Source organism: Neobacillus ginsengisoli, from assembly GCF_030813055.1.
Genome location: NZ_JAUSTW010000004.1, coordinates 331,348 through 358,059 on the forward strand (window position 1 = coordinate 331,348; position 26,712 = coordinate 358,059).

Annotated in this window: 27 protein-coding genes, 1 pseudogene and 2 riboswitches; of the genes and pseudogenes, 7 read left to right on the forward strand and 21 right to left on the reverse strand. The window is 37.4% G+C overall.

Annotated features, from left to right (window positions below):
* Positions 1 to 28: 28 nt before the first annotated feature.
* From J2S10_RS14000 to katA, 13 genes and pseudogenes are all read right to left on the reverse strand, one after another.
* Positions 29 to 181 (reverse strand): annotated as a pseudogene (locus tag J2S10_RS14000) (nucleotide-binding protein); the annotation flags it as partial.
* Positions 178 to 753: a bifunctional adenosylcobinamide kinase/adenosylcobinamide-phosphate guanylyltransferase gene (locus tag J2S10_RS14005; RefSeq protein WP_307408751.1), complete on the reverse strand. Its 576-nt coding sequence runs from the start codon at positions 751 to 753 to the stop codon at positions 178 to 180. The gene J2S10_RS14005 and the pseudogene J2S10_RS14000, both read right to left, overlap by 4 nt.
* On the reverse strand, positions 723 to 1,811 hold the full coding sequence (cobD, locus tag J2S10_RS14010) for a threonine-phosphate decarboxylase CobD (RefSeq protein WP_307408753.1): 1,089 nt from the start codon (positions 1,809 to 1,811) through the stop codon (positions 723 to 725). Before cobD ends, J2S10_RS14005 begins: the two co-directional genes overlap by 31 nt.
* Complete coding sequence (gene cbiB, locus J2S10_RS14015) at positions 1,768 to 2,751, reverse strand: adenosylcobinamide-phosphate synthase CbiB (protein ID WP_307408755.1); 984 nt, start codon at positions 2,749 to 2,751, stop codon at positions 1,768 to 1,770. Before cbiB ends, cobD begins: the two co-directional genes overlap by 44 nt.
* Positions 2,748 to 4,214 (reverse strand): heme ABC transporter ATP-binding protein, encoded by a 1,467-nt coding sequence (locus tag J2S10_RS14020; protein WP_307408757.1) that lies wholly within the window; start codon positions 4,212 to 4,214, stop codon positions 2,748 to 2,750. Before J2S10_RS14020 ends, cbiB begins: the two co-directional genes overlap by 4 nt.
* Before the next feature lie 3 nt (positions 4,215 to 4,217).
* Positions 4,218 to 5,276 (reverse strand): FecCD family ABC transporter permease, encoded by a 1,059-nt coding sequence (locus tag J2S10_RS14025; protein ID WP_307408759.1) that lies wholly within the window; start codon positions 5,274 to 5,276, stop codon positions 4,218 to 4,220.
* The gene (locus J2S10_RS14030) at positions 5,242 to 6,204 is read right to left on the reverse strand and encodes an ABC transporter substrate-binding protein (RefSeq protein WP_307408761.1); all 963 of its coding nucleotides are present in this window, start codon (positions 6,202 to 6,204) and stop codon (positions 5,242 to 5,244) included. Before J2S10_RS14030 ends, J2S10_RS14025 begins: the two co-directional genes overlap by 35 nt.
* Before the next feature lie 178 nt (positions 6,205 to 6,382).
* Positions 6,383 to 6,576: riboswitch (cobalamin riboswitch) on the reverse strand.
* A gap of 105 nt (positions 6,577 to 6,681) precedes the next feature.
* The gene (gene ribH, locus J2S10_RS14035; protein ID WP_307408763.1) at positions 6,682 to 7,152 is read right to left on the reverse strand and encodes a 6,7-dimethyl-8-ribityllumazine synthase; all 471 of its coding nucleotides are present in this window, start codon (positions 7,150 to 7,152) and stop codon (positions 6,682 to 6,684) included.
* A 65-nt stretch (positions 7,153 to 7,217) separates the two neighbouring features.
* Positions 7,218 to 8,411: a bifunctional 3,4-dihydroxy-2-butanone-4-phosphate synthase/GTP cyclohydrolase II gene (locus J2S10_RS14040; RefSeq protein WP_307408765.1), complete on the reverse strand. Its 1,194-nt coding sequence runs from the start codon at positions 8,409 to 8,411 to the stop codon at positions 7,218 to 7,220.
* 66 nt (positions 8,412 to 8,477) lie between these two features.
* The gene (gene ribE, locus J2S10_RS14045; protein WP_307408767.1) at positions 8,478 to 9,137 is read right to left on the reverse strand and encodes a riboflavin synthase; all 660 of its coding nucleotides are present in this window, start codon (positions 9,135 to 9,137) and stop codon (positions 8,478 to 8,480) included.
* A gap of 186 nt (positions 9,138 to 9,323) precedes the next feature.
* Positions 9,324 to 9,477, reverse strand: a riboswitch (FMN riboswitch).
* Between the two features lie 73 nt (positions 9,478 to 9,550).
* A complete protein-coding gene (locus tag J2S10_RS14050; protein ID WP_307408769.1) occupies positions 9,551 to 10,024 on the reverse strand; it encodes a GyrI-like domain-containing protein in 474 nt (157 codons plus the stop codon).
* Positions 10,025 to 10,149: 125 nt separating this feature from the next.
* Positions 10,150 to 10,674: a CBO0543 family protein gene (locus J2S10_RS14055; protein WP_307408771.1), complete on the reverse strand. Its 525-nt coding sequence runs from the start codon at positions 10,672 to 10,674 to the stop codon at positions 10,150 to 10,152.
* 230 nt (positions 10,675 to 10,904) lie between these two features.
* Entirely contained in the window at positions 10,905 to 12,365 is a 1,461-nt protein-coding gene (katA, locus tag J2S10_RS14060) for a catalase KatA (RefSeq protein ID WP_307408773.1), read from the reverse strand.
* A 374-nt stretch (positions 12,366 to 12,739) separates the two neighbouring features.
* On the opposite strand from katA, the gene J2S10_RS14065 reads away from it, so the two are divergent.
* Both J2S10_RS14065 and J2S10_RS14070 read left to right on the forward strand, forming a co-directional pair.
* Positions 12,740 to 12,931: a hypothetical protein gene (locus tag J2S10_RS14065; protein ID WP_307408775.1), complete on the forward strand. Its 192-nt coding sequence runs from the start codon at positions 12,740 to 12,742 to the stop codon at positions 12,929 to 12,931.
* Positions 12,931 to 13,128 (forward strand): YwbE family protein, encoded by a 198-nt coding sequence (locus tag J2S10_RS14070; protein WP_307408778.1) that lies wholly within the window; start codon positions 12,931 to 12,933, stop codon positions 13,126 to 13,128. The genes J2S10_RS14065 and J2S10_RS14070 overlap by 1 nt, the downstream gene beginning before the upstream one ends.
* Before the next feature lie 219 nt (positions 13,129 to 13,347).
* On the opposite strand, the gene J2S10_RS14075 is transcribed toward J2S10_RS14070, so the two are convergent.
* Both J2S10_RS14075 and J2S10_RS14080 read right to left on the reverse strand, forming a co-directional pair.
* Positions 13,348 to 13,548, reverse strand: a complete 201-nt coding sequence (locus J2S10_RS14075) for a cold-shock protein (RefSeq protein ID WP_307408780.1) — start codon at positions 13,546 to 13,548, stop codon at positions 13,348 to 13,350.
* A gap of 186 nt (positions 13,549 to 13,734) precedes the next feature.
* Positions 13,735 to 14,490: a Cof-type HAD-IIB family hydrolase gene (locus tag J2S10_RS14080; RefSeq protein ID WP_307408781.1), complete on the reverse strand. Its 756-nt coding sequence runs from the start codon at positions 14,488 to 14,490 to the stop codon at positions 13,735 to 13,737.
* Between the two features lie 560 nt (positions 14,491 to 15,050).
* On the opposite strand from J2S10_RS14080, the gene qoxA reads away from it, so the two are divergent.
* From qoxA to J2S10_RS14105, 5 genes are all read left to right on the forward strand, one after another.
* On the forward strand, positions 15,051 to 16,094 hold the full coding sequence (qoxA, locus tag J2S10_RS14085; protein ID WP_307408783.1) for a cytochrome aa3 quinol oxidase subunit II: 1,044 nt from the start codon (positions 15,051 to 15,053) through the stop codon (positions 16,092 to 16,094).
* Entirely contained in the window at positions 16,084 to 18,060 is a 1,977-nt protein-coding gene (gene qoxB, locus J2S10_RS14090) for a cytochrome aa3 quinol oxidase subunit I (protein ID WP_307408785.1), read from the forward strand. The genes qoxA and qoxB overlap by 11 nt, the downstream gene beginning before the upstream one ends.
* Positions 18,050 to 18,655 carry a cytochrome aa3 quinol oxidase subunit III gene (gene qoxC / locus J2S10_RS14095; RefSeq protein WP_307408787.1) on the forward strand — a complete coding sequence of 202 codons (606 nt, stop codon included), beginning with the start codon at positions 18,050 to 18,052 and terminating at the stop codon, positions 18,653 to 18,655. The genes qoxB and qoxC overlap by 11 nt, the downstream gene beginning before the upstream one ends.
* A 1-nt stretch (position 18,656) precedes the next feature.
* On the forward strand, positions 18,657 to 18,953 hold the full coding sequence (gene qoxD, locus J2S10_RS14100) for a cytochrome aa3 quinol oxidase subunit IV (RefSeq protein ID WP_307408789.1): 297 nt from the start codon (positions 18,657 to 18,659) through the stop codon (positions 18,951 to 18,953).
* 122 nt (positions 18,954 to 19,075) lie between these two features.
* Positions 19,076 to 20,194 (forward strand): AbrB family transcriptional regulator, encoded by a 1,119-nt coding sequence (locus J2S10_RS14105; protein WP_307408791.1) that lies wholly within the window; start codon positions 19,076 to 19,078, stop codon positions 20,192 to 20,194.
* Positions 20,195 to 20,252: 58 nt separating this feature from the next.
* On the opposite strand, the gene pssA is transcribed toward J2S10_RS14105, so the two are convergent.
* The 6 genes from pssA to J2S10_RS14135 form a co-directional block, all read right to left on the reverse strand.
* A complete protein-coding gene (gene pssA, locus J2S10_RS14110) occupies positions 20,253 to 20,987 on the reverse strand; it encodes a CDP-diacylglycerol--serine O-phosphatidyltransferase (protein WP_307408794.1) in 735 nt (244 codons plus the stop codon).
* Positions 20,988 to 20,998: 11 nt separating this feature from the next.
* Positions 20,999 to 21,661: a phosphatase PAP2 family protein gene (locus J2S10_RS14115; protein ID WP_307408796.1), complete on the reverse strand. Its 663-nt coding sequence runs from the start codon at positions 21,659 to 21,661 to the stop codon at positions 20,999 to 21,001.
* Between the two features lie 168 nt (positions 21,662 to 21,829).
* Entirely contained in the window at positions 21,830 to 22,822 is a 993-nt protein-coding gene (locus tag J2S10_RS14120) for a glycosyltransferase family 2 protein (RefSeq protein ID WP_307408798.1), read from the reverse strand.
* 22 nt (positions 22,823 to 22,844) lie between these two features.
* Positions 22,845 to 24,536: a DUF6044 family protein gene (locus tag J2S10_RS14125; protein ID WP_307408800.1), complete on the reverse strand. Its 1,692-nt coding sequence runs from the start codon at positions 24,534 to 24,536 to the stop codon at positions 22,845 to 22,847.
* Between the two features lie 135 nt (positions 24,537 to 24,671).
* Positions 24,672 to 25,367, reverse strand: a complete 696-nt coding sequence (locus tag J2S10_RS14130) for a polysaccharide deacetylase family protein (protein WP_307408802.1) — start codon at positions 25,365 to 25,367, stop codon at positions 24,672 to 24,674.
* Positions 25,368 to 25,433: 66 nt separating this feature from the next.
* A complete protein-coding gene (locus J2S10_RS14135) occupies positions 25,434 to 26,621 on the reverse strand; it encodes an MGDG synthase family glycosyltransferase (RefSeq protein WP_307408804.1) in 1,188 nt (395 codons plus the stop codon).
* Positions 26,622 to 26,712 lie beyond the last annotated feature (91 nt).

Genomic DNA, 26,712 nt, shown 5'->3' on the forward strand with positions numbered 1-26,712 from the left:
TCCATTGATTTATTATGTTTTTAAGATTCCCGTCAATCGTTACATAGGAGTTATTAGACATGTTTTGCGATTTAAATGGTACGACCTTTACACCTTCCTTAAAAAGAATTCGGCATAGTGCGGTAGCGATTAAACTTTTTCCAACATCTGAAGCTATCCCCTGAATCATTAATCCCTTCATCGGCTCACTCCCTTCATCACGAGTGGAATCCCTGCTTCCACTAAAAAGGCTTGATCTGCTTCTTTCACCAACTGCTGATGGATTTGTCCCAGTAATCTTCCATAAGTAAAAACCAGCTGATTTCCATGCAACGGCTCGTATAACACTTCATTACTTACTACAATCATAACGCTGACTCGATTTTTTATCTCAAATATACCTGTCACAACACTTTCTCTAACCTTATCTAAAAAGGGCTGATCCCATTTTTGTTCAGAAGAAAACAGTTCATTATTTAATAGCGTTGTGACACAATCAAGCAGAATAATATCCTCGTGGCTGAAATGATCAGCAAGCATTCCGATTTGAACAGGCTTCTCGACCGTTTTCCACCCATACATGCCTTCGACTCGATCCCGTTGGTGTATATTGATTCGTTCCATCATCTCTCTATCAGAAGGAACACCAGTTGCAAGGTAGTGAAGTTGTCCCCCTGTTTCGTTTGAAATCTGTTCTGCTTTCTTTTCAGCAAAGCTGCTTTTCCCGCTTCTTACCCCGCCGGTTATAAAGATGAGTGATGATGCTGCCTCCACAGGGCCAACACCTCCATTAATTGATTGTTTTCCTCATAGGACTTAATGGCAAAGCGGAGCCATCTTCCTTCCAAGCCGGGGAAATTAAACGTATGGCGAGGTATAATTCCCGAGTGCAGAAGAAACTCAAATAAAGCAAACTGATCTTTCAAATAAGGATCCCGCAATAAATAGAAATTTACAGTCGAAGCCGTCACAACAAAGTCTTCTTTTTTACAAAAATCAAAAAGCCTTGTTCGTTCGTTAAAAATATAATTCTGAGTCTCTTTTATAAAAGATTCATTTTGTATGCATAGCTCTCCTGCTAATAAGGCAATCGTGTTGGTACTCCAATGTGATTGCAATTGACTAAGCTCAGTAATAATCTCCGGCTGAGCGGCTAAATAGCCTAAACGAATACCCGGAATCGCAAACATTTTGGTCATCGACCGAATAATGATTAAATTTGAAAATCTATTTATGTATGGAATAAAAGAATCATATTTTACTAAAAAATCATAAAAGGCTTCATCCAAGATGACTAAGCAATTTTGCTTTTCACATTCTTCAATGATAGAAATAACCGTAGATTCAGGATACTCTAAACCCGTTGGATTGTTTGGATTACACAAAAACAAGGCATCCGCCTCAACTAGACTAGAGCGTAATTCTACAATATTTAATTCAAAGTCAGGTTCGTGCAATTGGTGATAGAAAATTTCACATTTGTTGGCTCGACAGGTTTTTTCATATTCTGAAAAGCCTGGCTGGATGATGACGACTTTTTTGCCTGTGAGCATACGCGCAGCCAATGTAATCAGCTCTGCGCCGCCATTTCCAATCAAAATCGACTCCATTGAGATCTGTTCCTTTTTTGCAATCCTTTCCTTGAGTTTGACAGCATATGGATCGGGATAAACGTTAATTTCTTGATAAAAGTCAGCCCACTTTTCTTTTAAATCTGGCGGGGGACCCATCGGATTAATATTCGCACTAAAATCAACATACTCCCTTGGGAGTGATAGCCCCATTGCCTCATATAAATAACGAGGATTGGATCCATGTGAAGGCCAAATCAATGATCATTCCTCCTATCCATAATAATAGTAAAAATAAAAAGACTGTTCTTGCTAATATGGAATTCACCTTTTTTATTTGTTCTGCATCGATAGGATATAGAGGATCACCCATTTTTGCCCGGTTCGAAACCATTCCTTTGTAATAGTTAATCCCGCCTAGTTGAATCCCTATAATAGCGGCAACAGCCGCTTCACCCCAGCCGCTGTTTGGACTTGGATGCTTTTTAGCATCACGGAATAAAATCATCCATGCCTTTCGGTAACTCCTTTTATCCGGTCTGTTTCCTAAAAGCATGATCATTCCCGTCAGCCGGCTCGGAATCCAGTTCATGACATCATCCCATTTTGCAGAAGCCCAGCCGAATTCTTCAAATCGATCATTTATATGACCCACCATCGAATCACATGTATTCGCTGCCCTGTAGACCATTGCAAGGGGCGCGCCGCCAATAAGTGCCCAAAATAGTGGAGCTGTTACCCCGTCACTCGTATTTTCTGCGACTGTTTCTATCACTCCGCGGGCAATTTCGCCCTCATCTAAGGAATCAGTATCCCGGCCAACAATATAGGATAATTTTTCTCTTGCTTTTACCAGATGTCCTGCTCTTAATGGGTGGTACACCTCAAGGGCTGCTTCCTTCAAACTCTTTTGGGCAATCGTAGTAGCTATCATGATGCTTTCTAGTAAAATTCCCACAAAAGGATGAATCTTATATCCTATTAATACGATTATGAAAACAATGGAAAAGACAATGAGTAAAACAAAAAGGAGCATTGCGACCCCTTTCCTCTTTTTAGACTCACCATTATTCCATCGCTTTTCCAAAAATGAAATCATCGCTCCCATCCATTTAACAGGATGGGGCCACTCAGGAGGGTCTCCTACAAGCAGATCAATGATATAAGCAAGGGTAATCGAGATTAAGTGATAGACAATCACGGTTGTTTCCTCTTTTGTGATTTTTTAATCGCTTCTGTGGTGCACTGATAAACGGCTTTACTAATAAGTTTTCCTAAAGGAGTTATCGTCCCGGCATATTCCAATACTTTTCCGGTTTGTGTAGCAGCAATTAATATACTATCAGTTGAAGTACCCGTCGCAATAGTTCCCGTAACTGAGTCCAAAACCTTTAAGTCATGTATCGCCTTTACCTTTGCCTCAGTAGCAGTCATGATACTTTGAATAAAAGCCTCCTCCGTCAGCTCACCGCTGACAAAAACCCAGGTATTGATGGTGCCTGGTGTCATTTCATATGAATGCAGTTCACTTTTTGATGCATCAATTGCATTTCCAACCCCTGCTGTTACGACAACAAATAGGGAAAAGTCACTCTGTTCAAACCTTTGATACACCACATCCTCAAGTACGACAGCGGTCATCATTCCGACTGTTTCTGAGGGTTCAAATCCCTTTGAACGTAAAAATGAAGCCATTTCTAATCGATGATCACTACAATCATAATTCTTATGAACATGTCGATTCACAAATGTATGATGCCATCCCGTTCCTGAACCAATCACACCAGAAGACATCGTCCTTAATGGAGTGGGTGTTTGTAACTCAATAATCTCATTTGAAACAATTAACATCGATTCATTAATAACATAATGATTTACTTCCCTATTCACTTCCGGCAGCAAAACCATTTGCGGTGCTGCGACTTTCGGATGGGGGTGTTTCTGAATGTCTGTATGATACACCTCCCTTATTCTTTCTTCCCTCAGCACCTCATTCGGAATATGATTAATATTAATCGTTCCTTTTTCAAGCAGAAGCAATCGATCACAATATAGCCCTGCAAGGTTTAAATCATGAAAAATAGAAATAACGGTCAAACCATTTTCTGATGTCCATTGTTTTAGTAAATCCAATAATTCTTTCTGATACGATAAATCCAAGTGGTTGGTTGGCTCATCTAAAAGAAGAATTTCAGGCTCTTGGGCCAAAGCTTGGGCAAGAAATACTCTTTGTTTCTCGCCGCCCGATAACTCCTGAATATTTTTATTTTGAAAGGGGGAGATTCCAGTCTGGTTCATTACTCGTTGGACGATCTCCTCATCCTCTTTAGACCATGACTGAAACCAACCCTTTTGATGAGCATACCGTCCTAGCGAGACTGTTTCTCTTACATTGTAAGAAAAAGATTGCGAAGAGTGCTGCGAAAGGACGGCAACAATTTGGGCAAGCTGTTTTACCACGTATTCCTGAATTCTTTTTCCCCTGATCAAAATTTCACCTTGTTGAATCGGCAGGATTCCACTAAGCATTTTTAAAAGGGTTGTCTTACCGCTTCCATTCGGTCCCAAAATGCCGAATAATTCCCCTCGTTCAACTTCAAAGGAAATGTCTGTCAGAACCGTTTCACCTGAATAACCACCTGAAACTTTTTGAACGCTAAGCATTCGTTAACCACTTCTTTCCATCCTTTTTCTCTGCAGCAGGATTATTGCAAACACGGGTGCACCAATTAAAGCAGTAATGACACCAATCGGTAATTCGGTAGGAGAAATAATTGTTCTAGAAACAAGATCAGCAAGAATTAGAAATCCGCTTCCGGTTAAAATCGATAAGGGGAGAAGATGCTTATGATCGGGCCCCCATAGTAATCTCGATAGATGCGGAATCACCAGCCCGACAAAACCAATCGTGCCTGATACCGCAACCGCTGCTCCTGTTAAAATAGAACCGGCTGTTAAGATGATCAACTTTCTTCTTTGAACGTTGACCCCTAAGTGGTGTGCTCTTTCTTCCCCAAACGACATAGCATTTAATTCTTTCGCATTAAAAATAAGGATGGCAGATCCAATAATAAAAAAAGGCAAAATAATCTTTATGTATTCCCAGCCTCTCATTGAGACACTACCTAAGAGCCAGCCAATAATCTGTCTTAATTCATCCCCTGTCAGGGCAATCATCAGGGAAATGAGTGCTCCCAGAAAGGAACTAAAAATAATCCCTGTTAAAATAATTGTTTCTACTCTCATCGACCGCTCTATTTTCCGAGCGAACGAAAGCACTAAAAAGATGGTAATAAATGAAAACAGGATACTTAGTAATGGTAATGTGAAGGAACCTATATAGGGAAGGGAAAGTTGAAAAAATAATGTAAGGACCGCCCCCACTGATGCTCCTGAGGATACTCCTAAAGTATATGGATCTGCTAACGGGTTTCGTAATAGACCTTGAAAGGCCGCTCCCGCAATCGCAAGAGCTGCCCCTACAAGACCTGATAAGATTACTCGAGGTAAGCGAATGTCAAAGACAATACTCGAATACATTGGATCGATAGACCCAATTGTCGATCCAGATAGTTTTGCGCCTATCAGTTGAATGATCGTAAGCATTGGAACAGAAACAGTTCCAATCGAAATACCTAATAAAATAGAAAGTACAAGGAAAATTCCTGCTAGTATATACGCAAAATACTTATTATTTAAAAACTTCTGGATAAACGGCCTTTGCAAGATCTTCTACTCCTTCAACAATCCTAGGACCTGGGCGAGTTACACGATCAGAATTTATATCGATAACTTGCTTATTTTTTACAGCGGTAACATTTTCCCAGCCTTTTCTGCTTAACACTTGCTGAGCTGGATTTTTCACATAGTATCCATATGTAGTAACAATAACATCTGGATTTCGTTTAATCATTGCTTCTTGATCAATCTTAACCCATCCTTCTTGGTCACTTGCGATATTTTCAGCGTTAATAGAACGAATCATTTCATCCATAAAGGTATTTTTTCCAGGTGTATAAATTTCTGGAGCTGGTGATACTTCTACAAACACCTTTTTCTTGTCTTTTATTTCTGCTGCCTTTGCTTTTATATCAGCTAATTTGTCCTTCATACCTTTGACGATCTCGTTCGCTTTCTTTGTTTCACCAGTAGCTTTTCCAACCATATTAATCGAATCATATACTTGGTCAAAATTTTCTGCATCATTAACCACCAAAACTGTGATGCCTGCATCCCTTAATTGTTGAAGCCCTTCTTTTGAATTATGGGCTGAAGAGGCTTGTGCTAACACTAAATTTGGCTTTAATGAAATGATTTTTTCCAGATTAATTTGTTGCCCGCCAATTTTCTCTTTTTTCGTGACATCTTCCGGATAGTTATCAAAATCAGAAACACCGACAACTTCCTTTCCAAGACCTAACGAATAGGCAATTTCTGTATTACTTGGAATCAGTGACACAATCTTATCAGGTTTCTTCTCTATAATAACCTTTTTGCCTAAAGCATCTTTAATCGTGACTGGAAATGCACCTTCCGATTTCTTTTCGACACTTGCTTTATTGTCCTCTTTAACCTGTTCTTTCTTCTCAGCACAACCTGCTAATGCCGCTATTGTTAATAGTACTACTAATAATAGCGAATATAATTTCTTCATTTTTGTTTCCCCCTGCTTTTTTATGTAGATAGATTTTTGTAACAAAAAATAATTTCTGCTTGTGCAAAACAAAAAAACATCTCCAAATGACGTGGAGATGTTGGTAAGATTAGATTCATTTACTATCATAAAGTAAAAGGTGTCTAGCCCTCCACACCTCCCTATCCTCGTAGGTTTTTTTGGCGCGCGAGAATAGGCAGGTTTCCTGGCTCATGATCATCACTTCCTATGTCTTCCCATCAAATCGACAGTGACATTTTATAGGTTGCTCCCATTTACAGTGGCGGGACCGCGTTGGCTTTTCACCAAACTTCCCTTTTAAGCTCAAAATCTTTTTTTAAAGATTTTAGCACCTAATTTCTTCAACTATTTTTCATTAATTTAATTATAGAAAAGTTAGAACGATTTGTATATGTTTTTTTACGATAATAGTCCCTAAAGTAACCAGGCCTTAAATTCTTTAATAAATGAAGAACTTTATTGTTCTATAGTTCTGCATAAATTAGCCATTTCAATGGCTGCTGTTGCTGAATCCCATCCTTTATTTCCTGCCTTTGTTCCTGCCCGTTCTATCGCCTGCTCTATGGAATCAGTAGTTAATACACCAAAAATAACCGGAATTCCACTATTCAGAGCAGTAACCGATACCCCTTTTGCTGCTTCATTGCAGACATAGTCAAAATGTGGAGTAGCACCGCGAATTACTGTTCCGAGTGTAATAACGGCATCATATTTTTTGCTATTCGCCATCTTTTGGGCGATTAATGGGAGTTCAAACGCACCGGGTACCCAAGCAATATCAACATCTGACTCGCTTACCCCGTGTCTTTTAAGCGCATCCTGCGCACCGTCTAATAATTTTCCGGTAATAAACTCATTAAAGCGTCCTACCACAATACCTACTTTTAACCCTGATCCAACTAAATTACCTTCAAAAATGTGTCCCATGATAAATCCTCCATATTGTTAATAATTTTATTATTCCTCTTTCGAAGTTTTTGAAAAGAGCCTAATTAATAATGCAAAAGATGCCCCAGTTTGTCATGCTTTGTTCGTAAATAATTTTCATTTTCTGTTCGCATTTCCATTTGTAGCGGCACCCGCTCGATGACCTCAAGATCATATCCTTTAAGTCCCTTAATTTTTCGAGGGTTATTGGTTAATAGCCTCATTTTTTTAACGCCTAAATCCCTTAATATCTGTGCCCCTATCCCATATTCTCTTAAATCTGCTCCAAAACCGAGCTTTTCATTTGCCTCAACGGTATCATAGCCGTCTTCTTGGAGCTTATAAGCCTTCAATTTATTTAGGAGACCAATTCCACGCCCTTCCTGGCGCATGTATAATAGAACCCCGTGGCCCTCTTGATCAATCTGTTTTAAAGCTGCATGCAATTGCGGTCCACAATCACAGCGATAGGAGCCAAAGACATCCCCTGTTAAACACTCCGAATGAACCCTGACAAGGACAGGTTTTTCAGGGTCAAGATCTCCCTTCACCAATGCAACATGCTCTTTATGATCGACAATGTTCGAATACCCTACCGCTTTGAAAGTCCCAAATTCGGTTGGTAAGTTAATTTCCACTTCACGTTTGACCAGTTTATCCTTCTTGTTGCGATATTCAATAAGATCTTTTATGGTAATCATTTTCACATTTAAATCATCGGCGATTTTCCGCAATTGCGGGACACGGGCCATTGTCCCATCTTCGTTCATGATTTCGCAAATAACCCCGGCCGGCTTCGCCCCGCATAATCGAGCTAAATCCACCGCTGCTTCCGTATGACCTGTTCTTCTTAGGACCCCTCCTTTTTTCGCAATTAAAGGAAAAACGTGTCCGGGTCTTTTAAAATCATCCGGCTTTGATTCGGGATCGAGCATGCTTAATACCGTTGCCGAACGTTCAAAAGCAGATATTCCCGTTGAAGAATATTTATGGTCAATACTTACGGTAAAAGCCGTTCCATGTGAATCGGTGTTTTTTGATACCATCGGGAATAAATCAAGCTTTTGAGCCAATTCTTCCTCAACGGGAACGCATATTAAACCTCTGCCATGTGTCGCCATCAAATTAATTACATCCGGTGTTGCTTTTTCGGCTAAAGCAATAAAGTCACCTTCATTTTCTCGATCCTCATCATCACAAACAATAACGACTTTGCCTTTCTTTAACTCATTAAGGGCTTCTTCAATAAGATTAAACATGCTGCATCTCTCCTTACATTTTGAAAAACCTTTTTATTACTTGATACCGGTGAAAATAAGCTTTTCCTAGGCAAAGCCATTATCTTGTAAAAATTGCGAGGTGATCCCGGATGGAATCTTATTGTTAGAATTACCTGAAACACCGGTTAGAAAATGCCCGACATATTTCCCAATCATATCGCATTCTAAATTGACCGTGTCACCCTGTCCTTTCAATCCTAAAATCGATTCAGACAGCGTGTGGGGAATCAGAGATAAAGTAAAACTTTTTTCTCCCGTTCCAAAAACTGTAAGGCTTGTCCCGTCAACAGCAACAGATCCCCTTACTATTACATACCTTAAAATTTCGGGACTCGCTTCTATTTCATAGTAAATGGCATTTTCGAATTGCTTTTTACTTTTGATGATCCCTGTCCCATCAATGTGGCCGGAAACAAAATGGCCGCCAAATCTGCCGCCTGCTGCCATGGCCCTCTCAAGATTCACTTTGGAGCCACGTTTAACATCATTTAAACTGGTTGCTCTTACTGTCTCCGGCATAACATCTACAGTAAAATACGTTTTCGTAAATGATGTAACTGTAAGGCACACCCCATTAACCGCAATACTATCCCCAAGATGAACATCTTCAAGAATTTTTTTAGCTTCAATAGTCAGAACAATTGATTCACCAGTCCGGCCAATATTTGATATCTGTCCTATCTCTTCAATAATACCTGTGAACATGATTTAATTCTCCTTACCCGGATACCTATGATTTGATATCATTTCCAGATCAACTTCTTTAATTGCTTCTACTTTAAAAAGAAAATAAAAGGACCCTAAAGAAATTCAATCTTCAGGGTCCTTTAAAAGGCAATAAGAAATTAAGGCTTAAAAATAAGTGTATTTTTCACCTATCTCTAATCCTGTTATTTCCTTCTCCCATCCAGACTTTAACTGTCGGCTCTGGAGTTTCACCAGATCCACCGTTAAACTTAACAAGTAAGTTAAACGGGTCACGGACTAAGAAGCTTATCGCTTCATCACCGCCGGTTAGGAATTTCACCTGACCCCGAAGGAATTATTCAAATATATTAATGAGTACATTATACTTTATGATTAAAGTAAAGTGAAATTTATTGAATCGAAATCTTCAATTAAATTTCTTTATACTTCTTCACAGGCAAATAAATATCATAATGAAGATGCCCGGTAGAATTAAACGGTTTATGTTCTTCTTTATAAATTTCTAAGCTTAAAGCATGTTGGTCCAATTCATAACCATACTCTTTCATCCATTTGAACATTTGGAGATATGTATTTTCAACTTCCTCCGACCGTCCTTTATGGGTAGCGAAAACGTAATTTTTACGGGGAATCGTGAAACCGATCATACCTTCAGGAACATCTTCAATTTTTTCAACAGGCGTTGTTACGTAATAGGTAAACTCTGTTTCCCTGCTATGAAAAGGTGCAATCAAAACTGATTCCCTTGTCTGGTTTGCTACTTCATTAATTCGTGCTTCCATTTCTGTAAAGATTTCAGGAATGGAGTTCGTTTGTGCATAAGTTCCATTCCATGAAATCCCCACTACTTTTATCTCATTCTTTTCAACCACTTGAACATCCATACAAATTCCCCCTTTTACAACAATCTTATTTCTATTATTCTGGTTTTATCCCTTAAATTCCTGTAAAAATAAATAGATTTATTAATAAAAAAGCAACCTTTTGCAAAAGGTTGCGAATTTCGGTGTTATTTTAAAATACTTTGCGAAATACCAAAAATATTCCATAAAAAAGTGGCAAATATTGCTGACAGGACCCAAGCCAATAAAGGATATTTATAGTGAATAGCTAGAACGGTAAACATAACAAAGCTAAAAAGTGCAGACCATCCAAGATGCCATCCATGTTTATGGATCATTGAACCGATTTTTAAATCAAAATATTCGTTCAGTACATAACCCAGTGTCCATGCAAGGATATACATTAATTTTTTCCAGTGAACCTTTGGTAAATGGCCAAGGAAAATAAGGATAGTTGCCGGATATTTTATTAGCATAATCAAGAAAGCTATATGGGTGTGCTTCGCCCAGCTCTTATCACTGCCAACGGGTACATACTCCCACATACTGTATTTATAAAATAAAAATTGGTATACAAGGTCCCCAAGCATTAAAAATAGAAATGTTGGGTAGTAGGCTTTCCAGTTTTTCCAATCTCCCCATTTAATTGCGGAAAAAATAAAAATAGCTGCGTACAATACATTCAGGTTCACTTGAAGTAGACCCCTTTGCGCTTATCTATTTTTATTATTTTCCTTTAATTGTAAAAAAATAACAATTCGTTCAAAATATTAAACGACAATTTTTGTCGTTTTTTGTCAAATAATCACAGTTTCCATTATTTCTACACCGTTTACCCGATAAGACAATTTTCTGCCTTTAGAGTAATAAAAAACAGATTCCTGCAATGGGAATCTGCTTTTTTTCATAAAATTCCAGACTATTATTTTACTTCTTGCGGTAGTGCTAAGCCTAAGCCTTTGGCGATGCGCTCACCAAATTCTGCATCAGCTTTATAGAAAATTAGTGTTGCCCGAAGCTTAATATCTTCTCTTTCAACAGGCTTCATTGCCCCAACGATATTTTCAACTGTACGGGTCTTTTCACCGTCATCCATTAAACGATAAAGATCTCCTGCTTGTGTATAATGATCAGCTTGATCATATGAAACCTGTTCAGCTACACCGGAAACCTGGAATGGTGTTTGTTTATGTTCCGGTGTTTCTTTTGGGCCGTCAAAGCTGTTTGGTTCGTAATATACTGAACCTCCGCCGTTACCATCAAAACGCATTTGACCATCACGTTGATAGTTATTTACATCAACTTTTGGACGGTTGATCGGTAATGCAGCATGGTTTGCACCAACACGATAGCGATGGGCATCGGAATAGGCGAAAATTCGGCCTTGAAGCATTTTATCCGGTGAAGCCTCAACACCGGGCACCATTGTTCCAGGTGAAAATGTTGCTTGCTCCACTTCTGCAAAATAGTTTTCAGGATTACGATCCAATTCCATCGTACCTACTTCTACTAAAGGATAATCTTTGTGAGACCAAATTTTTGTTACATCGAATGGATCAAAGCGGTACGTATTGGCATCTTCAAATGGCATAATTTGTACATAAAGCTTCCATTTAGGAAAGTCGCCATTTTCAATAGCATTAAATAGATCTTCAGTATGATAGTCCGGGTTTTCACCGGCAAGCTTTGCAGCAACTTCATTAGTCATGTTTTTAACGCCTTGCTCAGCTTTGAAGTGATATTTCACCCAAACAGCTTCGCCTTCAGCGTTTACCCATTTGAATGTATGGCTTCCATATCCATTCATATGACGAAGTGTTGCCGGAATACCGCGGTCACCCATTAGATATGTAACTTGGTGAAGTGATTCCGGAGAATGAGACCAGAAATCCCAGATCGCTGTAGGGTTTTTTAAATGTGTTTTCGGATCTCTTTTTTGTGTATGGATGAAATCAGGGAATTTGATAGCATCGCGAATAAAGAAGATCGGTGTATTGTTACCAACGATATCATAGTTTCCTTCTTCAGTATAAAATTTAACAGCAAAACCGCGTGGGTCACGTACAGTATCAGCTGATCCAAGCTCACCAGCTACAGTTGAGAAACGAATAAAAAGTGGAGTACGCTTTCCAACACCGTTAAATAATTTAGCCTTTGTATATTTTGATAAATCATTTGTTACTTCAAAATAGCCATGTGCACCGGCACCTTTAGCATGGACTACACGCTCAGGTACACGTTCGCGGTTAAAATGTGCTAATTTCTCAATTAGATGGAAATCTTGAAGCAATGTCGGACCGCGGGAACCAACTGTCATTGAATTTTGATTGTCGCCAACCGGGGCTCCGTGGCTGGTTGTCAAGTGTTTGTTTTCGTTTTTCATGTGATCACCTCTTAAACTATTTTTCTAACATTAAGTAAATTATAATATAAATATATTTAAAATCAATATTTATTTATAATCATTTTAAATAAGTATTGATTTTATATAAATATTTAATCCAATTTTACTTGGTTTAAAAAAATGTACTTTCGGTGGAATTGTTTAAGGCGACTCATCTATCTTAATACTAACATTATTCATTATTGATAGGAAATTTAAAATGTTTTGAATAACGAGAATTTATAGACATATTTCGACGATTATCTTTTGGTTTTCCTAATAAATCTTCTCAATCGGAGCAGCGATCGATTTCTAATATGAAGAAAAATAGATTATACTGTAGATATGTTATCAATTAGTTAGGAGGATTTTTTATGACGGAAACAAATGAAGAATTGGGTAAAAAGAAAATGAGTCTGCAAGATGCAATTAAAAAACAGCTTGAAAATAAAAAAAATCAAGCAGCAGCTGGTAATTCAATTTCAAACAATGCGCAATCAACAAAAAAGATGAAAAGTCAGCAAACTAAAAAAGTAAGTAACTCCCGCCGTAAAATGGGTGTATAATGAATGGACAAAACAGAAAGGAACTCATCCCGGGTACAGCAGTTGATATTGTCCTTAAATCTGACCAGAGAACCGGTAAACTCACCAGCGGCATTGTAAAAGATATTTTAACTAAATCGAGCTTCCATCCACATGGCATTAAAGTTAGGCTGACGGATGGTCAGGTTGGAAGAGTCAAGGAAATAAGGGGTAAATAGTTCTTTTATAATAATTATTAACCATTATGTCCTTTGTTTAATTAAAATGTTTTAATCATTCATGAATTATGGTATTTTTTTCCGGTATTTACCCTATACTACTACTAACCATTTTACTTTTCACATATTTATGAGACTGACACGATACATCTTGTCAGTCTTTTTTTTTCACAAAAAAACAGACTCCCGAAATTGGAGTCTGTTTTACTCGAAGGTAACTTATGCTTTTCGAACGTTTACCGCTTGTGGTCCACGTTGACCATTTTCGATTTCAAACGTAACTTCTTGACCTTCATCTAAAGTTTTGTACCCTTCGCTTTGAATGGCAGAGAAGTGAACGAATACATCTTCGCCGCCTTCACGCTCAATAAACCCAAAGCCTTTTTCACTGTTAAACCATTTTACTTTACCTTGTTCCAATTTGAAAGCCTCCTAGCATGTAACAATACATGAAATTGCAATTTATACTTGCCCAATTATTTTTACCAATAAAAATTTTTTTAATACCTATTTCATAAAAAACATCTCTTTTTTTAAGTAAATAAGAAAATTTCTTAATATGTATTCGCGATATTACCAATGTACTTTATTTATACTTTTTGATCTTCAATTTTTCAATACCCATTTACGGATTGCTTTTGCAACTCCGTCTTCATTGTTCGTTGCGGTAACCCAGTCTGCTGCTTCCTTTAGAACTTCCTGGGCATTTCCCATGGCCACACCGATTCCTGCTTCCTTAATCATTGCCATATCATTTAGACTGTCCCCGACGGCCATAACATTTTCCATATCAATGCCAAGTTTCCTACAAACGATTTTAAGTCCATTTGCTTTGTTGATTCCAATCGGGTTTACTTCAATATTTTTTAAACTGGAATTGCTAAGTTCAAATTCTCCTTTTTCCTGGAGTTCCTTTAAAATAATCTCTCTGACATCATCATCATCTATATCAAACCCGAATTTCAACCATTCCCGATCATGGATGTCGCCCGGCATTTCATCAAACCACATTTTGTCGGTACTGATTGCCCAAAATCTTGTCTCATGCCGTTGAGATAACTCCCACATCCATTGAATAAACTCAGATTTCACGATATTTCTTTCAACAAGGTCTCTTTTTTCATCCCAAATCTCACTGCCATTAACCGTAACTAAATAGGAAGTCAGCTCGAGTGAATCGGCATGCTCACCGCAAGTCATAATGGACCTTCCGGTACTAAGGACTACAAATATTCCTCTTTCTTGTACTTCTTTAATGGCTTCCCGATTACCAATCGAAATCTGGCGATCATCATTAAATAATGTTCCGTCCATATCCAGTGCAATTAATTTGATTTCATGATCATTTACAAAATTGTCCATATGCCATTCCTTTCTCCCATCTTTTTTTCTTTTTAGATTAACATCTTCTATATTAATTAATCAAAAAAGATGTTTATATATACATTAATATGCACTTAATGGGGTTTTGAGGAAAAATCGTTTGCATTTTCAATAATTTTAAGCCGCTTTAAAAATAAAAACGCTTAGATACAAATCCGAGCGTTTAATAGTTGGTTTAATGATGATCCCATTATAATTCAAATTTAGAAACTTAACGATAATACGGATTGAAGTCGCTTCATTTCAATGGACTTATTTTATCATGAAGCTATTTCCAAGGTTTTCTATATTTAGATTTTAAAACCTTAACAAATTTGTCACAAATATTTTCAAAAACCTATATTAACATCATCGCCATGTTGTTAATATAGGTTTAGGATGAACGAATCTATTTTTAATTTTGAACAGGTATTTTAAAAATTACTTATTTGTTCACATCTTTGAAGAATTATAGTATTATACTTTGGTTGAGTTTGTGAACGAATTCACGAACAATTATGGTGAAAAACAAACATTTAAAAAGGAGAGGAGCAGGAGAAATGTCCAAAAAGGGCTTTTTAATTCCACTATTAGCAGTATTACCTGTTTTACTATTGAGCGGCTGCGATACCCACATGGTTGTTTTTGAACCGAAAGGGCCTGCTGCACGAGACATTCTTCACTTAATTAACTGGTCATTGATTTTCATGGCTCTTGTAGTCGTAGTGGTGTTTGGTCTATTTGGTTATATTGTTTGGAAATACCGCGCTACTAAGGAAAATAAAGATTATGAGCCACCTGAAGAGCACGGCAGTACCAAATTAGAAATTATTTGGACTGTTATTCCTATTATTATTGTAATTGCTTTAACTATTCCTACAATCAAAACAATCTACAGCCTTGAAAAGGTACCAGCTGGTTATAAAGATAAGAAACCAATCACCATTAACGTTACTTCAGCTGATTGGAAGTGGATTTTCAGTTATCCGGATCAAGGAGTTGAGACGGTTAACTACCTTAACATCCCTGTAGGTACACCAGTTAAATTTAAGTTAACATCTGCCGGTACAATGAATTCATTTTGGATTCCTGCATTAGGCGGTCAAAAATATACAATGGCTAAAATGGAAACTCAATTGTACCTAGTTGCTGATCAGACAGGTGAATATATTGGAAAAAATACAAACTTTAACGGTAAAGGCTATGCCGATATGGAATTCACGGTTGAAGCTCAATCACCTCAAGCATTTGCAAAATGGGTAAAAGATGTAAAAAACAAAGCACCAAAGTTAACAGAAAAGAGCTATATCAACCTTTTAAAGCCATCTAATCTTGGCAGGGAAACATTTTCGAACACGCATTTAGCTTTTGTTAATCATGCTGACATGAATTCGAAAACCTACACCTTCCCTGAATTGTACAGAAACCATGACTATCCGGGTCAGATTTTTAAAGAACCGGATAACCAAAACCATACAATGAAAATGGACGGTCAGGCTGAAGGCAAATCAATGGATATGAGTAAAATGAATATGAAAAACATGGATATGAAAAACATGAATATGAGCGGAAAATCTACTGGAGGTGAAAACAATGGGAATTAAATGGGATAAGATTTTAATTACTGGCGACCCTCTAATCTTAGGATCACAAATAGCCATTCTCTTAACAATGATTGGAATTGTTGTTGGGGTAACCCTTTTAAAAAAATGGAAATATCTTTGGACAGAATGGTTTACAACCGTTGATCATAAACGAATCGGGATTATGTATATTATCGTTGGTGTGTTAATGTTTTTCCGCGGTGGTATCGACGGATTATTGATGAAAGCACAAACGGCAACACCGAATGAAAAGTTCCTTGATGCACAGCATTATAACGAAGTATTTACGACTCATGGTGTCATAATGATCTTGTTCATGGCTATGCCATTATTAATTGGTTTAATGAACGTTGTTGTACCACTGCAAATTGGTGCACGAGATGTTGCCTTTCCGCAATTGAACGCAGTTAGCTTTTGGCTTACTTTTGCAGGCGCGATGCTGTTTAATATTTCGTTTGTCATGGGTGGTTCGCCTGATGCGGGTTGGACTGCTTACTTCCCTCTTGCCGGTAAAGAATTTACGCCGGGTATTGGGAATAACTTCTACGCGGTAGCGATTCAGATTGCCGGGATTGGTACCTTAATGACCGGGATCAACTTTATCGTAACGGTTTTAAAAATGAGAGCACCCGGCATGACGCTAATGAGAATGCCGATGTTCACATGGACGTCCTTTATTGCTTCAGTAATTATCTGGGCATCATTCCCAATTTTTACTGTTGCCCTTGCTCTAATGACATTTGACCGTATCTTTGGAACTCACTTCTTTACTGTCGGCGGCGATGGTAACCCAATGATGTGGGCGAACCTTTTCTGGCTATGGGGCCATCCAGAGGTATATATAGTTGTTCTTCCGGCATTTGGGATGTTCTCTGAGATAATTTCTACCTTTTCCCGAAAAATGCTTTATGGGTACAAATCAATGGTATTCTCCATTGTCGGAATTGCGTTTTTAAGTATGCTTGTTTGGGTTCACCACTTCTTTACAATGGGGGCTGGACCTGCAGTAAACTCTATTTTCTCCATTACTACCATGATGATTGCGATCCCAACGGGTGTTAAAATCTTTAACTGGTTATTTACGATGCGAAAAGGACGAATCGAGTTTACAACTGCAATGCTTTGGGCACTTGCATTCGTACCTTGCTTTATTATCGGTGGTGTTACCGGAGTAATGTTAGCGATGGGTGCAGCTGATTACCAATATCACAATACCCTATTCCTTGTAGCCCATTTCCATTATGTATTAATTCCAGGTGTTGTGTTCGCTGTATTTGGAGGACTTTACTATTGGTGGCCAAAAATGTTTGGCCATATGTTAAACGAAAAACTTGGAAAACTTCATTTCTGGTTCTTTGTTATTGGTTTCAATATGACGTTCTTGCCAATGTTCTTCCTTGGCCTAGATGGTGCGGTTAGACGTGCTTACACCTACTCCGCATCAACAGGATTTGGTCCATTAATGCTTGTTTCTGCCATTGGTGCAGGAATTTTGGCCATCGGTTTTGGTTTCTTATGCTATAACATTTATTGGAGCGCGCGCTATGCTGATCGCAATATTTCTAGCGATCCTTGGGATGCAAGAACACTTGAATGGGCAACTGCTTCACCGGTTCAGTTTTACAACTTTGCAAAAGTACCTGAAGTGAAATCAATTGATGCTTTCTGGTACATGAAGAAGCATAACGAAGGATTAGAGTTAAACGAAGATGAGCTTGAAGAAATTCACATGCCTAACAATTCAGGACTTCCATTTGTTATGGCTGTAGTAATGGGCATTGCCGGCTTCTTCTTAATTTTCGAATGGAAAATTGCCGCTCTTGTTGCTTTATTAGGAATCTTTGCATGCTTGATTGCTCGCTCCTTCGATACTAAGGATGGATTCCATGTGCACATTGATGAAATTAAAAAGATCGAAAAAGCATGGAGAACAGTAGATAAAGAGGTGAAAAATCATGTCAGCTAATGTGAATACAGCATTGCCACTTGAGTATCAAACAGAACAAAGCAGAATGAATATCTTTGGTTTCTGGATTTTCTTAGGTGCGGAAATCATTCTTTTTGCGACGCTCTTTGCTACTTATTCGGTTATGAGTCACCGATTTGCCGGTGGCCCTACCCAACATGATCTATTTGAAATAAAAGGTGTAATGATTGAAACGATCCTCCTGTTAACGAGTAGTTTCACTTGCGGTTTAGCCATATATGAAATGCACCGCTATAATAAAAAAGGGCTGTTAGCTTGGATGGTTATCACTCTTTTACTAGGTGCAGGCTTTGTCGGAATGGAGATTACGGAATTTATTAACTATGTCCATGATGGAGCAACTATGCAAACCAGCGGATTTCTTTCAAGCTTCTTTGTCCTATTAGGTACACATGGATTGCACGTTAGTATGGGGATTGGCTGGGCTATAATGGTTATGATCCAGATTGCTAAAAGAGGACTTACTCCTGTTACAGCTCGAAAAGCCTTTATTATCGGTTTATATTGGCACTTCCTTGATGTTGTTTGGATCTTTATCTTCACATTTGTCTACTTAAAAGGGATGGTGTCTTGATATGGATAAACATTCACACGGAACTCCAATGACACAGGTATTTGGATTTGTCTTGTCATTGGTATTAACCTTCGCAGCTCTTTTTGTTGCATTAAAAACATCAATGTCATTTAACGTAATTATGTGGATCATTGGTATACTTGCAGTCGTTCAAGCTGCTCTTCAACTCTTTATGTTCATGCACTTAAGAGACGGTGAAGATAGTAAAGCCCAAACAATTAACGTTGTTTACGGAGTGTTTATTGCTGCAGTTACAGTTTTTGGTTCTATCTGGGTTATGAATTTCAGTGGTATGTAAAATAGAAAAGCCAGTCCACCCTTTCAAATAAGGTGGCTGGCTTTTTTTATTTTTATGATTAATTCTACAGCTTTATGGGCACATTAACTAATTGATGAAATCACTCAAAAAGGATGTAGACAATGCAAATATATTATACTTTACTACTAAACGCTTTTTATCTCCTTTTCAGTATGATTGGCGGTCTTATTCTTTCATTTTCAAGAATTCCAATTGCCTGGATGCTTGGAAGCCTAATCTTTGCTGTACTTTTATCCTCATTCCCTAAAAAATGGTTGAAATCAAAATATGAGATGAACGGCATCCATCCTTATTGGCGGCAAATTGGCCAAGCTATTTTAGGAATTGAATTAGGTCAAAGCTTCAGTGTTTCGATAATGGTTACTTTTGAAGATTATTTTTTTATTATTATCGTAATGGTTATTTTTTCAATAGCTATTGCTTTTCTTTCCGGGATAATGTTATGGCGTTTTAGTAATGCAAATATGATGACCAGCCTTTTTGGCACCACACCGGGCGGCATTTCAGCGATGCCGACAATTGCTGAAGAAGTAGGGGCAAATGCCTTTGTTGTGAGCATAATTCAAACCCTTCGTATATTACTTGTTATAGGTGTTATTCCCTTTGTAGCAGGGAAGCTTAATTCAACTACTGTACCGATATCTTTAGAAATCCATCCAATAACCCTTGATCATTTAACTTTGATTTTTACTGGAATTCTCATAATCGGTGCACTGGCCGGAGCGAATGTTTGCAAAAGAATCAAAATGCCAGCACCTTGGCTCGTTGGAAGCATGCTGGGAGCAGTAATTACTCAAATGTTCTTCCCTCTTTTGTTTGGCCATATCGGTAAAGCCTATTGGCCTCATGGGCTCATCATTTTTGCGCAAATATTGATAGGAACGAGTATTGGTTCTCGTGTAAATAAGGACATGTTCACTGGTTTAGGGAGAATTGTAGGAGCCGGATTACTTTGCTCTCTTTGCCTGGTAATCTCCATGCTTGTCTGCTCCTTCCTAATCGCTGATATTACGCATATTCCACTTGTCACCTGTATACTCGCCTTTGCACCCGGAGGAGTGGCTGAAATGGCAACGGCGGCGATCGCCCTGCATGCTGATTCTACTTTTGTCGTTGCTGTACAATCATTAAGGTTAATTACAATCTTAATACTATTACCACCATTATTCCGCTTTTTAAACAGGCGTGAACTGTTTCAACCAATTCAATTAAGGAAATAAAAAAGAAAGAAACTTTTTTCAGTTTCTTTCTTTTTTATTAACTGCTGTTAGTTATCTTTTATTTATTGCTTTTCTTTTTGCTCCTCACTAATTGATATCCGATAAAGGAAACATATAATGGTATCGCAACATAAATAAAATAAGGAAATCTGTGGTGCTCTTTGCGAAAAACAATATATATGGCATAGCCTAAAAAGGCGGTTATGAGAATTCCATATTTCGGAAGCGGAATTTCTTTCAAGCTTGGAATTTTCACTTTACTGACCATTAAAAAGCAAATGACAAAAAAGGCTATTGGGAGAATGATATGCGGCATTCTGCCATGAAACAAAGTTAAAAGAGTTAATAGGCCGCCGCCTGCAGTGATCGGTACGCCAGTAAAATAATGTAGAGACGATTTCACTGCATTTATGTTAAATCGGGCTAAACGATAAGCACCGAATAACGGAAAGAGACCGGCTATTGCCATTCCTGCTACCCCCAATTTAGAAAAATAGGAATAATAGGCCATCATCGCAGGTGCAACGCCAAAGGTAACAATATCAGCTAGCGAATCCAGTTCTTTCCCAAGGTCACTTTCCACATGTAACATCCTGGCAATCCGGCCATCCATACTATCAAGCATCATCCCAATTAATATTAATATGGCCGCATTCTTGTAATCCCCTAAAGCAGAATACATCACAGATAAAAACCCAAAAAATAAATTTAAAAGCGTAAAAAGGTTAGGAATACTGTTCTTTATAATATGTATCACTCCAATTTCCAAAAAGCGAATCGTTCTATTTTTCATGTAACTGGCAATTACTCAACCGGTTTTTTATTTTTATTATACCGTTTTTCTTTGTAAAACTGAAAAACCCAAATAGCTATTACCAGCCAAAAACCACTTGCAAAATACCCTCCGATAATATCGCTTGGATAATGAACTCCAAGATATATCCTGCTGATTCCAATCGCAAGAATCATTAAGATGCTCAAGAATACTAATATGCTTCTACCCAATTTACCGGGAATATGCCGCCATAGTAAGAAAGAAAGAATAACATATACGGTAAAAGCATTCATTGCGTGACCGCTTGGAAAGCTGTAGCCTGATACATCTATTAGCCTATGTAAATTTGGACGGACCCTGTGAAAAATACTTTTTAACACTTGATTGATGACGGAAGAACCTGCAATTGTAGCAATAAATAAAATAAGTTCTAAGCGATGATGTAATACCTTATAAAGGAAAAATAAAAGCAATAAGCTAAGAATGATAACAAATGGTGCAGAACCGATAAAGGTAAAAAATTTCATCACATTAGTTAACATCGGTGATTCTTGCCCTTGAATACTTGCGATTATCTTACTATCAAAACTGATAATTTTATGGTCACTGATTAGCAGTGATATAAAACTAAACCCTATTATGCATACAAGTGTTAAGATGAATGCAATAACAAGGTTACTTTTTAAATTCATAAACAAAATCCTTTCAATTTGAAAATTTATCCACTATAAAACTTACCATAAAATCGCATCATAAAACAAAAAAATAACGAAAAATCATGGAGCAGACAAACTTTTTTATGCACTATAATAGCGGATGACTATAAAAAAGAAGTCATCCGCTAATTATTCATACCTATTCTAATTAAGCACAGCCTCTTTTTGATGCTGTTCCTTAACATGTGATGAATATAAGTCTTTTTCAATCGCATATCTTGGACGTCTTTTTACTTCTTGATAAATTTTCCCTATATATTCTCCAATAATACCAATCCCCATTAATTGTAATCCTCCAACAAACCAAATGGAAACAATCAATGATGTCCAGCCTGAAACAGTGTGCCCTAATAATTCCTGTATAAGAGCATATCCGCCGGCTATAAGGCTTATAACTAAAGCAAGAAATCCTATCAATGTAACCAAGCGAATAGGGGCAACACTAAAGGAAGTAATTCCATCAAAAGCAAATGCCAGCATTTTTTTTAAAGGATATTTCGATTCACCTGCGGTCCTTTCTTTTCGATCATAGTAGATTTTCGTTGACTTGAATCCTACAAGAGGAACAAGTCCTCTCAGAAATAGATTAGTCTCTTGATATTTAAACAGTTCCATAAGGGCACGATTACTCATTAGCCGGAAATCAGCATGGTTAGGAACGAGTTTAATTCCGATTCTATTCATAAATCGATAGAATCCCAAAGCAGTTGTCCGCTTGAAATAAGTATCCGTTTCACGGCTGCCTCTTACTCCGTAGACAATTTCGAATCCTTCCCAATACTTTTCAATAAATGAAGGGATAGCATTTATGTCATCCTGCAGGTCAGCATCAATGGAAATTACACAATCTGATTGTTTCGAGGCCGTTTCAAGTCCTGCGATGAGAGCATTTTGATGACCTACATTCTTAGCCAGCTTTAAACCTTTGACAAATGGTCTTTTTTCACATTCTATCTCAATGATTTCCCAAGTCAGGTCCTTACTACCATCATCCACAAAAAGGATGGTACTACCCTTGGAAACGAGTGCATCATCGATTAAATTGTTTAACAGATTTGATAATTGTATTGAGGTGTCCGGTAAAACCTCTTCCTCATTAAAACAGGGAACTACAATTGTTAAAACAGGTTTATTCATATGGAACGACTCCTTTAACACGTTATTTTACTTGATAAAGGTAAACTCTCCAGGCAGAATCTTTTTGGTCGAATGCCTTTTTAAATTCCAAACCATTTTCCGCGGCATTGATTATTGGAACTGCTGAGAAGATATATCGTCCTCCCATGCTTTTAAATACCTTCGTATTAAGTTGTAAATGATGAATCTTTACCTTTGACGTTTTTTTAAATTCATAATTTTGACCGAGCTCAGCGACAAATATATAGCATCTTCCTCCCCATTGATCAAAATACTTTTTCAATGAAGGGCTTTTGTTTAATTCCTTTGCAATGATTTTCCTAAACTCATGCTTATAAGATAATGGATAGAAATTATTGTACGTATCCAGCGTGTAAAATCCATTATATTGGGCGATTGCAGGGTGTAAACCAATACTTGCGACTCGATAACTGTTTTTTGGTTTCCCAATATATTTCGCAATCTCTTTAAATTGCTCTGTAGCATAAAATTGTTTAAATGTCGGAGTTTTTGCATCCCGATAATAAATTTCATTATTGGCAATAAAAACGACAACTAATTGAGCAACCAGACATACTTTAACGAGATGCTTCCAGCCCTTGCCCCTTCGCCATAGAATGTATGAACCCACTGCAAACATCAAATAGATAATTAATGGTCTGAGAAAATGAAATCTGGAAAAATTAAATGTATTTAATAAAGAAACTTTTTCTTTTAAAGGCTCCCAGCCTTTAAAGAACCAAAATGCATACCAGACAGATAAAACAAAATTCAAGATAAATAGATATAAATATCTTTTTTCGAGTGATCCCCTCTTTTTATAATTTATAGCCAAAAAGACGATAAAGGAAAGCGGGACAATGATGTATGTGTGCAAGGTCATTACATGGGTATGACCTATGAAATAATTTTTAAATACTAATTTTACCGTGCTCCGAAGTCCAAGATTAGATTCGACAAACTCATTCCTGTTTGTCGGTGCTTCAGGAAAAATCAATGAGTAAACTAATCGATACTCTATCAAAAGGAAAATAAAGGTCATCAGGGCAATGCTGCCAAGGAAAATCCAATTATATTTCTTTTTAACAAGTAAATCCCGTAGCCATAAAAGGCCCATGGCAACCAAAAAGAAGAAAAATCCTAATACAAAACTTGAATAAAGCGGCAGTAAAATGAGTGTAACCCACTCTTTCCATTTATGGTGTCCATTTCTAATATTCAAAAAAGCCCAAAGTGCAAGCGGCATACCCAATGTACTTAACATACCTGAAGGCCAAAAAGGCGTTAGTGCAAAAGCTAATGATACCCAGACTCTTATTAGGTATGCATCTTCAGATTTAACAAAGTGGTTTTTGAGCAGTAAGTACATTCCTATAAAGGCAAAAATCCTTGTTATCGTTTGGCTTATTGAAAAAGCAAGCATCGATGGTAAAAGGGTATGTAACCACTGTATCCCGCTGAATTCTGTTCCAAATGCATTTCGTTCCAGTTGGCCATTGATAATTTGCGGGATACTGGAATTTACACTACCAAATAATTGACCGCTATCCTTTAATACTTTATACCAGGCAATGTTTGAATCCAGGTTATCATGAACCCGTATATGGGCATTTTCCCCAAGGATAAAAAGGGGAGAAACAAATAGCACCAATAAAATGGATGCAAAGCATAAGTGCTTTTTTTCTTTATTCCAAGATTTCCACAAATTTTTCATTTGTACACCACACGAAATTCATTAAATTAGCTAAAAAATAGCTGTTCCATAAAATGTAATGGTACCAATATATTATTGGTACCTTCAAACCTTTTTATAAGGGTATATGGATTTATTTAAAAGCTTTATACAAATTTAAACCAACATTTCATCAATTCTTACACAGGTATAACTTTTGGCAGTCAGTTCTTTTATTACATCATGCAATGCATTAATCGTATTCAATGGTGCATCTTCATCTGCTCCAAATGTTTCTCCGCTATCATGTAAAAGAATGACATCGCCATGATTAATTTTGTTCAGAAGCTTCTTCTTTACTTTTTCACTTCCGCCTTTACTTTTCCAGTCCTCGGCCATAACAGACCAAAGGATAATCTTATAAGGTTTAATAATGAAAAAATCAAACAAATTCAGTAATCCCCATGGTGGACGGTAGTAGATCGGTCTAACACCCGTAATTCCTTCTACAACTGAAGCGCTATAATCCAATTCACGTCGAATGGTCCACGGAAGCATAATCCAATTGGATCGATGGACATAATTGTGAATTCCGATTAAATGTCCCTCATTATGCATCCGAAGGATCAATTCGGGATTCTTTTCTGCCTTCGATCCCAAAACAAAAAACGTAGCCTTAATATTGTGTTTCTTCAATAAATCTAAAAGTGTGGGTGTATACTTCGGATCAGGGCCATCATCAAAGGTAAAGGCAATTTTTGAGGGATCGTCACTGCGTCGAAATACCCCCTTGCCTAATCCAGCCGTAAGTAGAAAAGGTATAATCGTATAGATTACATACAATAGAATCATTCCTGCTATAATCTTAAACATTATTTATTTTCACCTCAACACGATCCGTCCAACCTTTACAAAGGTTTAACAATCCATTTACCTACATTACATGCTTTGTTTCATTTCCATTGGTAAAAACGCATGGTCTTGTTTTTTTACACGGTTGATTGTACGAATAATTACCTCAAGAGCATCGATTGATGAAGTCTTGGATTGATATTGCTTGGATCTTTGTTTCATATAAGCTAATGGTTTCGAATCCTTCATAACACTCTGAATTTTACTAATTAAATCACGATTATTTTCAGCTAAAATTGCTAAACCGGATTCCAATAAAAAATTTGCATTATCTTCTTCTTGTCCGGGAAGAGGATTAAAGATAAAAATTGGCAGTTCCATCGCCAATGCTTCTGATGTCGTAACTCCTCCCGGCTTTGAAATCATTAAGTCGGAAACAGCCATCAATTCATGGACATGTTCGCAAAATCCCAAAAGAAGAATATCATGCTTCGAGTCCTTAAGCTCCTCCGCTAACTGTTTGTGCAATTTCTTATTCCGTCCACAAATGATAATTAATTGCATGGATGTTGGTACCGATTCAAGTGCATGAAAAGTTGATAATCCTTTCCCGATAAAACCGTCACCTCCACCCATAATTAATAAGGTGAATTTTTTTGGATCCAGATCATATTTTTTTGCTAACATCTCGCGGGAATGATGCAGCATGAATTTCCGACGGATAGGAATTCCTGTATATTTAATTTTGAAGCTTTCAATTCCGAGGGCAATTAGTCGATCTCGTACCTGCTTTGATCCAACAACATATTGGTCAGTATATGGATGGATCCAATATGAGTGATCGGTATAATCGGTAATAACAGTAACAGCCGGGATATCAACTAAACCTTGTTCTTTCAATTGCGACATAATTCCTGCTGCAAAAGGATAAGTGCTAACAACCACCGATGGTTTCAGCTCTTGTAGAATCTCAAGCAATGACCGCATTCCGAGTGAAAATAAGGCATTTAACTTTATCGAGAAGGAGCTTTTTTCACGTGTCTTTCTATATATATAGCTATACAGTTGCGGAAACTTTTTAAGACTCCGTTTATAAACGTAATTGCTAATTGGATATAAGTAGGGATGAATCCATTCCATGATATCTACAATAATGGGTTCTGCGTCAGGAAGAGTATAATCAACGGCTTCACTTATTGCATTTGCCACTTGCTTATGTCCATCCCCATATGTGGCTGAAAGAATAAGAATTTTATCCTTGTTTTTAAAGTTCATACCTTCATTAACTCCTCATTCTTGGTTTGTATGTTTCGCCAATCACCTTCATTATTTGATCATAACAATGTTTATTAAACCATTTCCCTTT

What these genes read in the sequence shown, in the direction of transcription:
- J2S10_RS14020 (WP_307408757.1), bottom strand. Translation starts at nt 4,214, where the DNA reads ATGCTTAGCGTTCAAAAAGTTTCAGGTGGTTATTCAGGTGAAACGGTT.
- J2S10_RS14030 (WP_307408761.1), bottom strand. Translation starts at nt 6,204, where the DNA reads ATGAAGAAATTATATTCGCTATTATTAGTAGTACTATTAACAATAGCG.
- ribH (WP_307408763.1), bottom strand. Translation starts at nt 7,152, where the DNA reads ATGGGACACATTTTTGAAGGTAATTTAGTTGGATCAGGGTTAAAAGTA.
- J2S10_RS14040 (WP_307408765.1), bottom strand. Translation starts at nt 8,411, where the DNA reads ATGTTTAATCTTATTGAAGAAGCCCTTAATGAGTTAAAGAAAGGCAAA.
- ribE (WP_307408767.1), bottom strand. Translation starts at nt 9,137, where the DNA reads ATGTTCACAGGTATTATTGAAGAGATAGGACAGATATCAAATATTGGC.
- J2S10_RS14050 (WP_307408769.1), bottom strand. Translation starts at nt 10,024, where the DNA reads ATGGATGTTCAAGTGGTTGAAAAGAATGAGATAAAAGTAGTGGGGATT.
- katA (WP_307408773.1), bottom strand. Translation starts at nt 12,365, where the DNA reads ATGAAAAACGAAAACAAACACTTGACAACCAGCCACGGAGCCCCGGTT.
- J2S10_RS14065 (WP_307408775.1), top strand. Translation starts at nt 12,740, where the DNA reads ATGACGGAAACAAATGAAGAATTGGGTAAAAAGAAAATGAGTCTGCAA.
- J2S10_RS14070 (WP_307408778.1), top strand. Translation starts at nt 12,931, where the DNA reads ATGAATGGACAAAACAGAAAGGAACTCATCCCGGGTACAGCAGTTGAT.
- J2S10_RS14080 (WP_307408781.1), bottom strand. Translation starts at nt 14,490, where the DNA reads ATGGACAATTTTGTAAATGATCATGAAATCAAATTAATTGCACTGGAT.
- qoxA (WP_307408783.1), top strand. Translation starts at nt 15,051, where the DNA reads ATGTCCAAAAAGGGCTTTTTAATTCCACTATTAGCAGTATTACCTGTT.
- qoxB (WP_307408785.1), top strand. Translation starts at nt 16,084, where the DNA reads ATGGGAATTAAATGGGATAAGATTTTAATTACTGGCGACCCTCTAATC.
- qoxC (WP_307408787.1), top strand. Translation starts at nt 18,050, where the DNA reads ATGTCAGCTAATGTGAATACAGCATTGCCACTTGAGTATCAAACAGAA.
- qoxD (WP_307408789.1), top strand. Translation starts at nt 18,657, where the DNA reads ATGGATAAACATTCACACGGAACTCCAATGACACAGGTATTTGGATTT.
- J2S10_RS14105 (WP_307408791.1), top strand. Translation starts at nt 19,076, where the DNA reads ATGCAAATATATTATACTTTACTACTAAACGCTTTTTATCTCCTTTTC.
- pssA (WP_307408794.1), bottom strand. Translation starts at nt 20,987, where the DNA reads ATGAAAAATAGAACGATTCGCTTTTTGGAAATTGGAGTGATACATATT.
- J2S10_RS14115 (WP_307408796.1), bottom strand. Translation starts at nt 21,661, where the DNA reads ATGAATTTAAAAAGTAACCTTGTTATTGCATTCATCTTAACACTTGTA.
- J2S10_RS14120 (WP_307408798.1), bottom strand. Translation starts at nt 22,822, where the DNA reads ATGAATAAACCTGTTTTAACAATTGTAGTTCCCTGTTTTAATGAGGAA.
- J2S10_RS14125 (WP_307408800.1), bottom strand. Translation starts at nt 24,536, where the DNA reads ATGAAAAATTTGTGGAAATCTTGGAATAAAGAAAAAAAGCACTTATGC.
- J2S10_RS14130 (WP_307408802.1), bottom strand. Translation starts at nt 25,367, where the DNA reads ATGTTTAAGATTATAGCAGGAATGATTCTATTGTATGTAATCTATACG.
- J2S10_RS14135 (WP_307408804.1), bottom strand. Translation starts at nt 26,621, where the DNA reads ATGAACTTTAAAAACAAGGATAAAATTCTTATTCTTTCAGCCACATAT.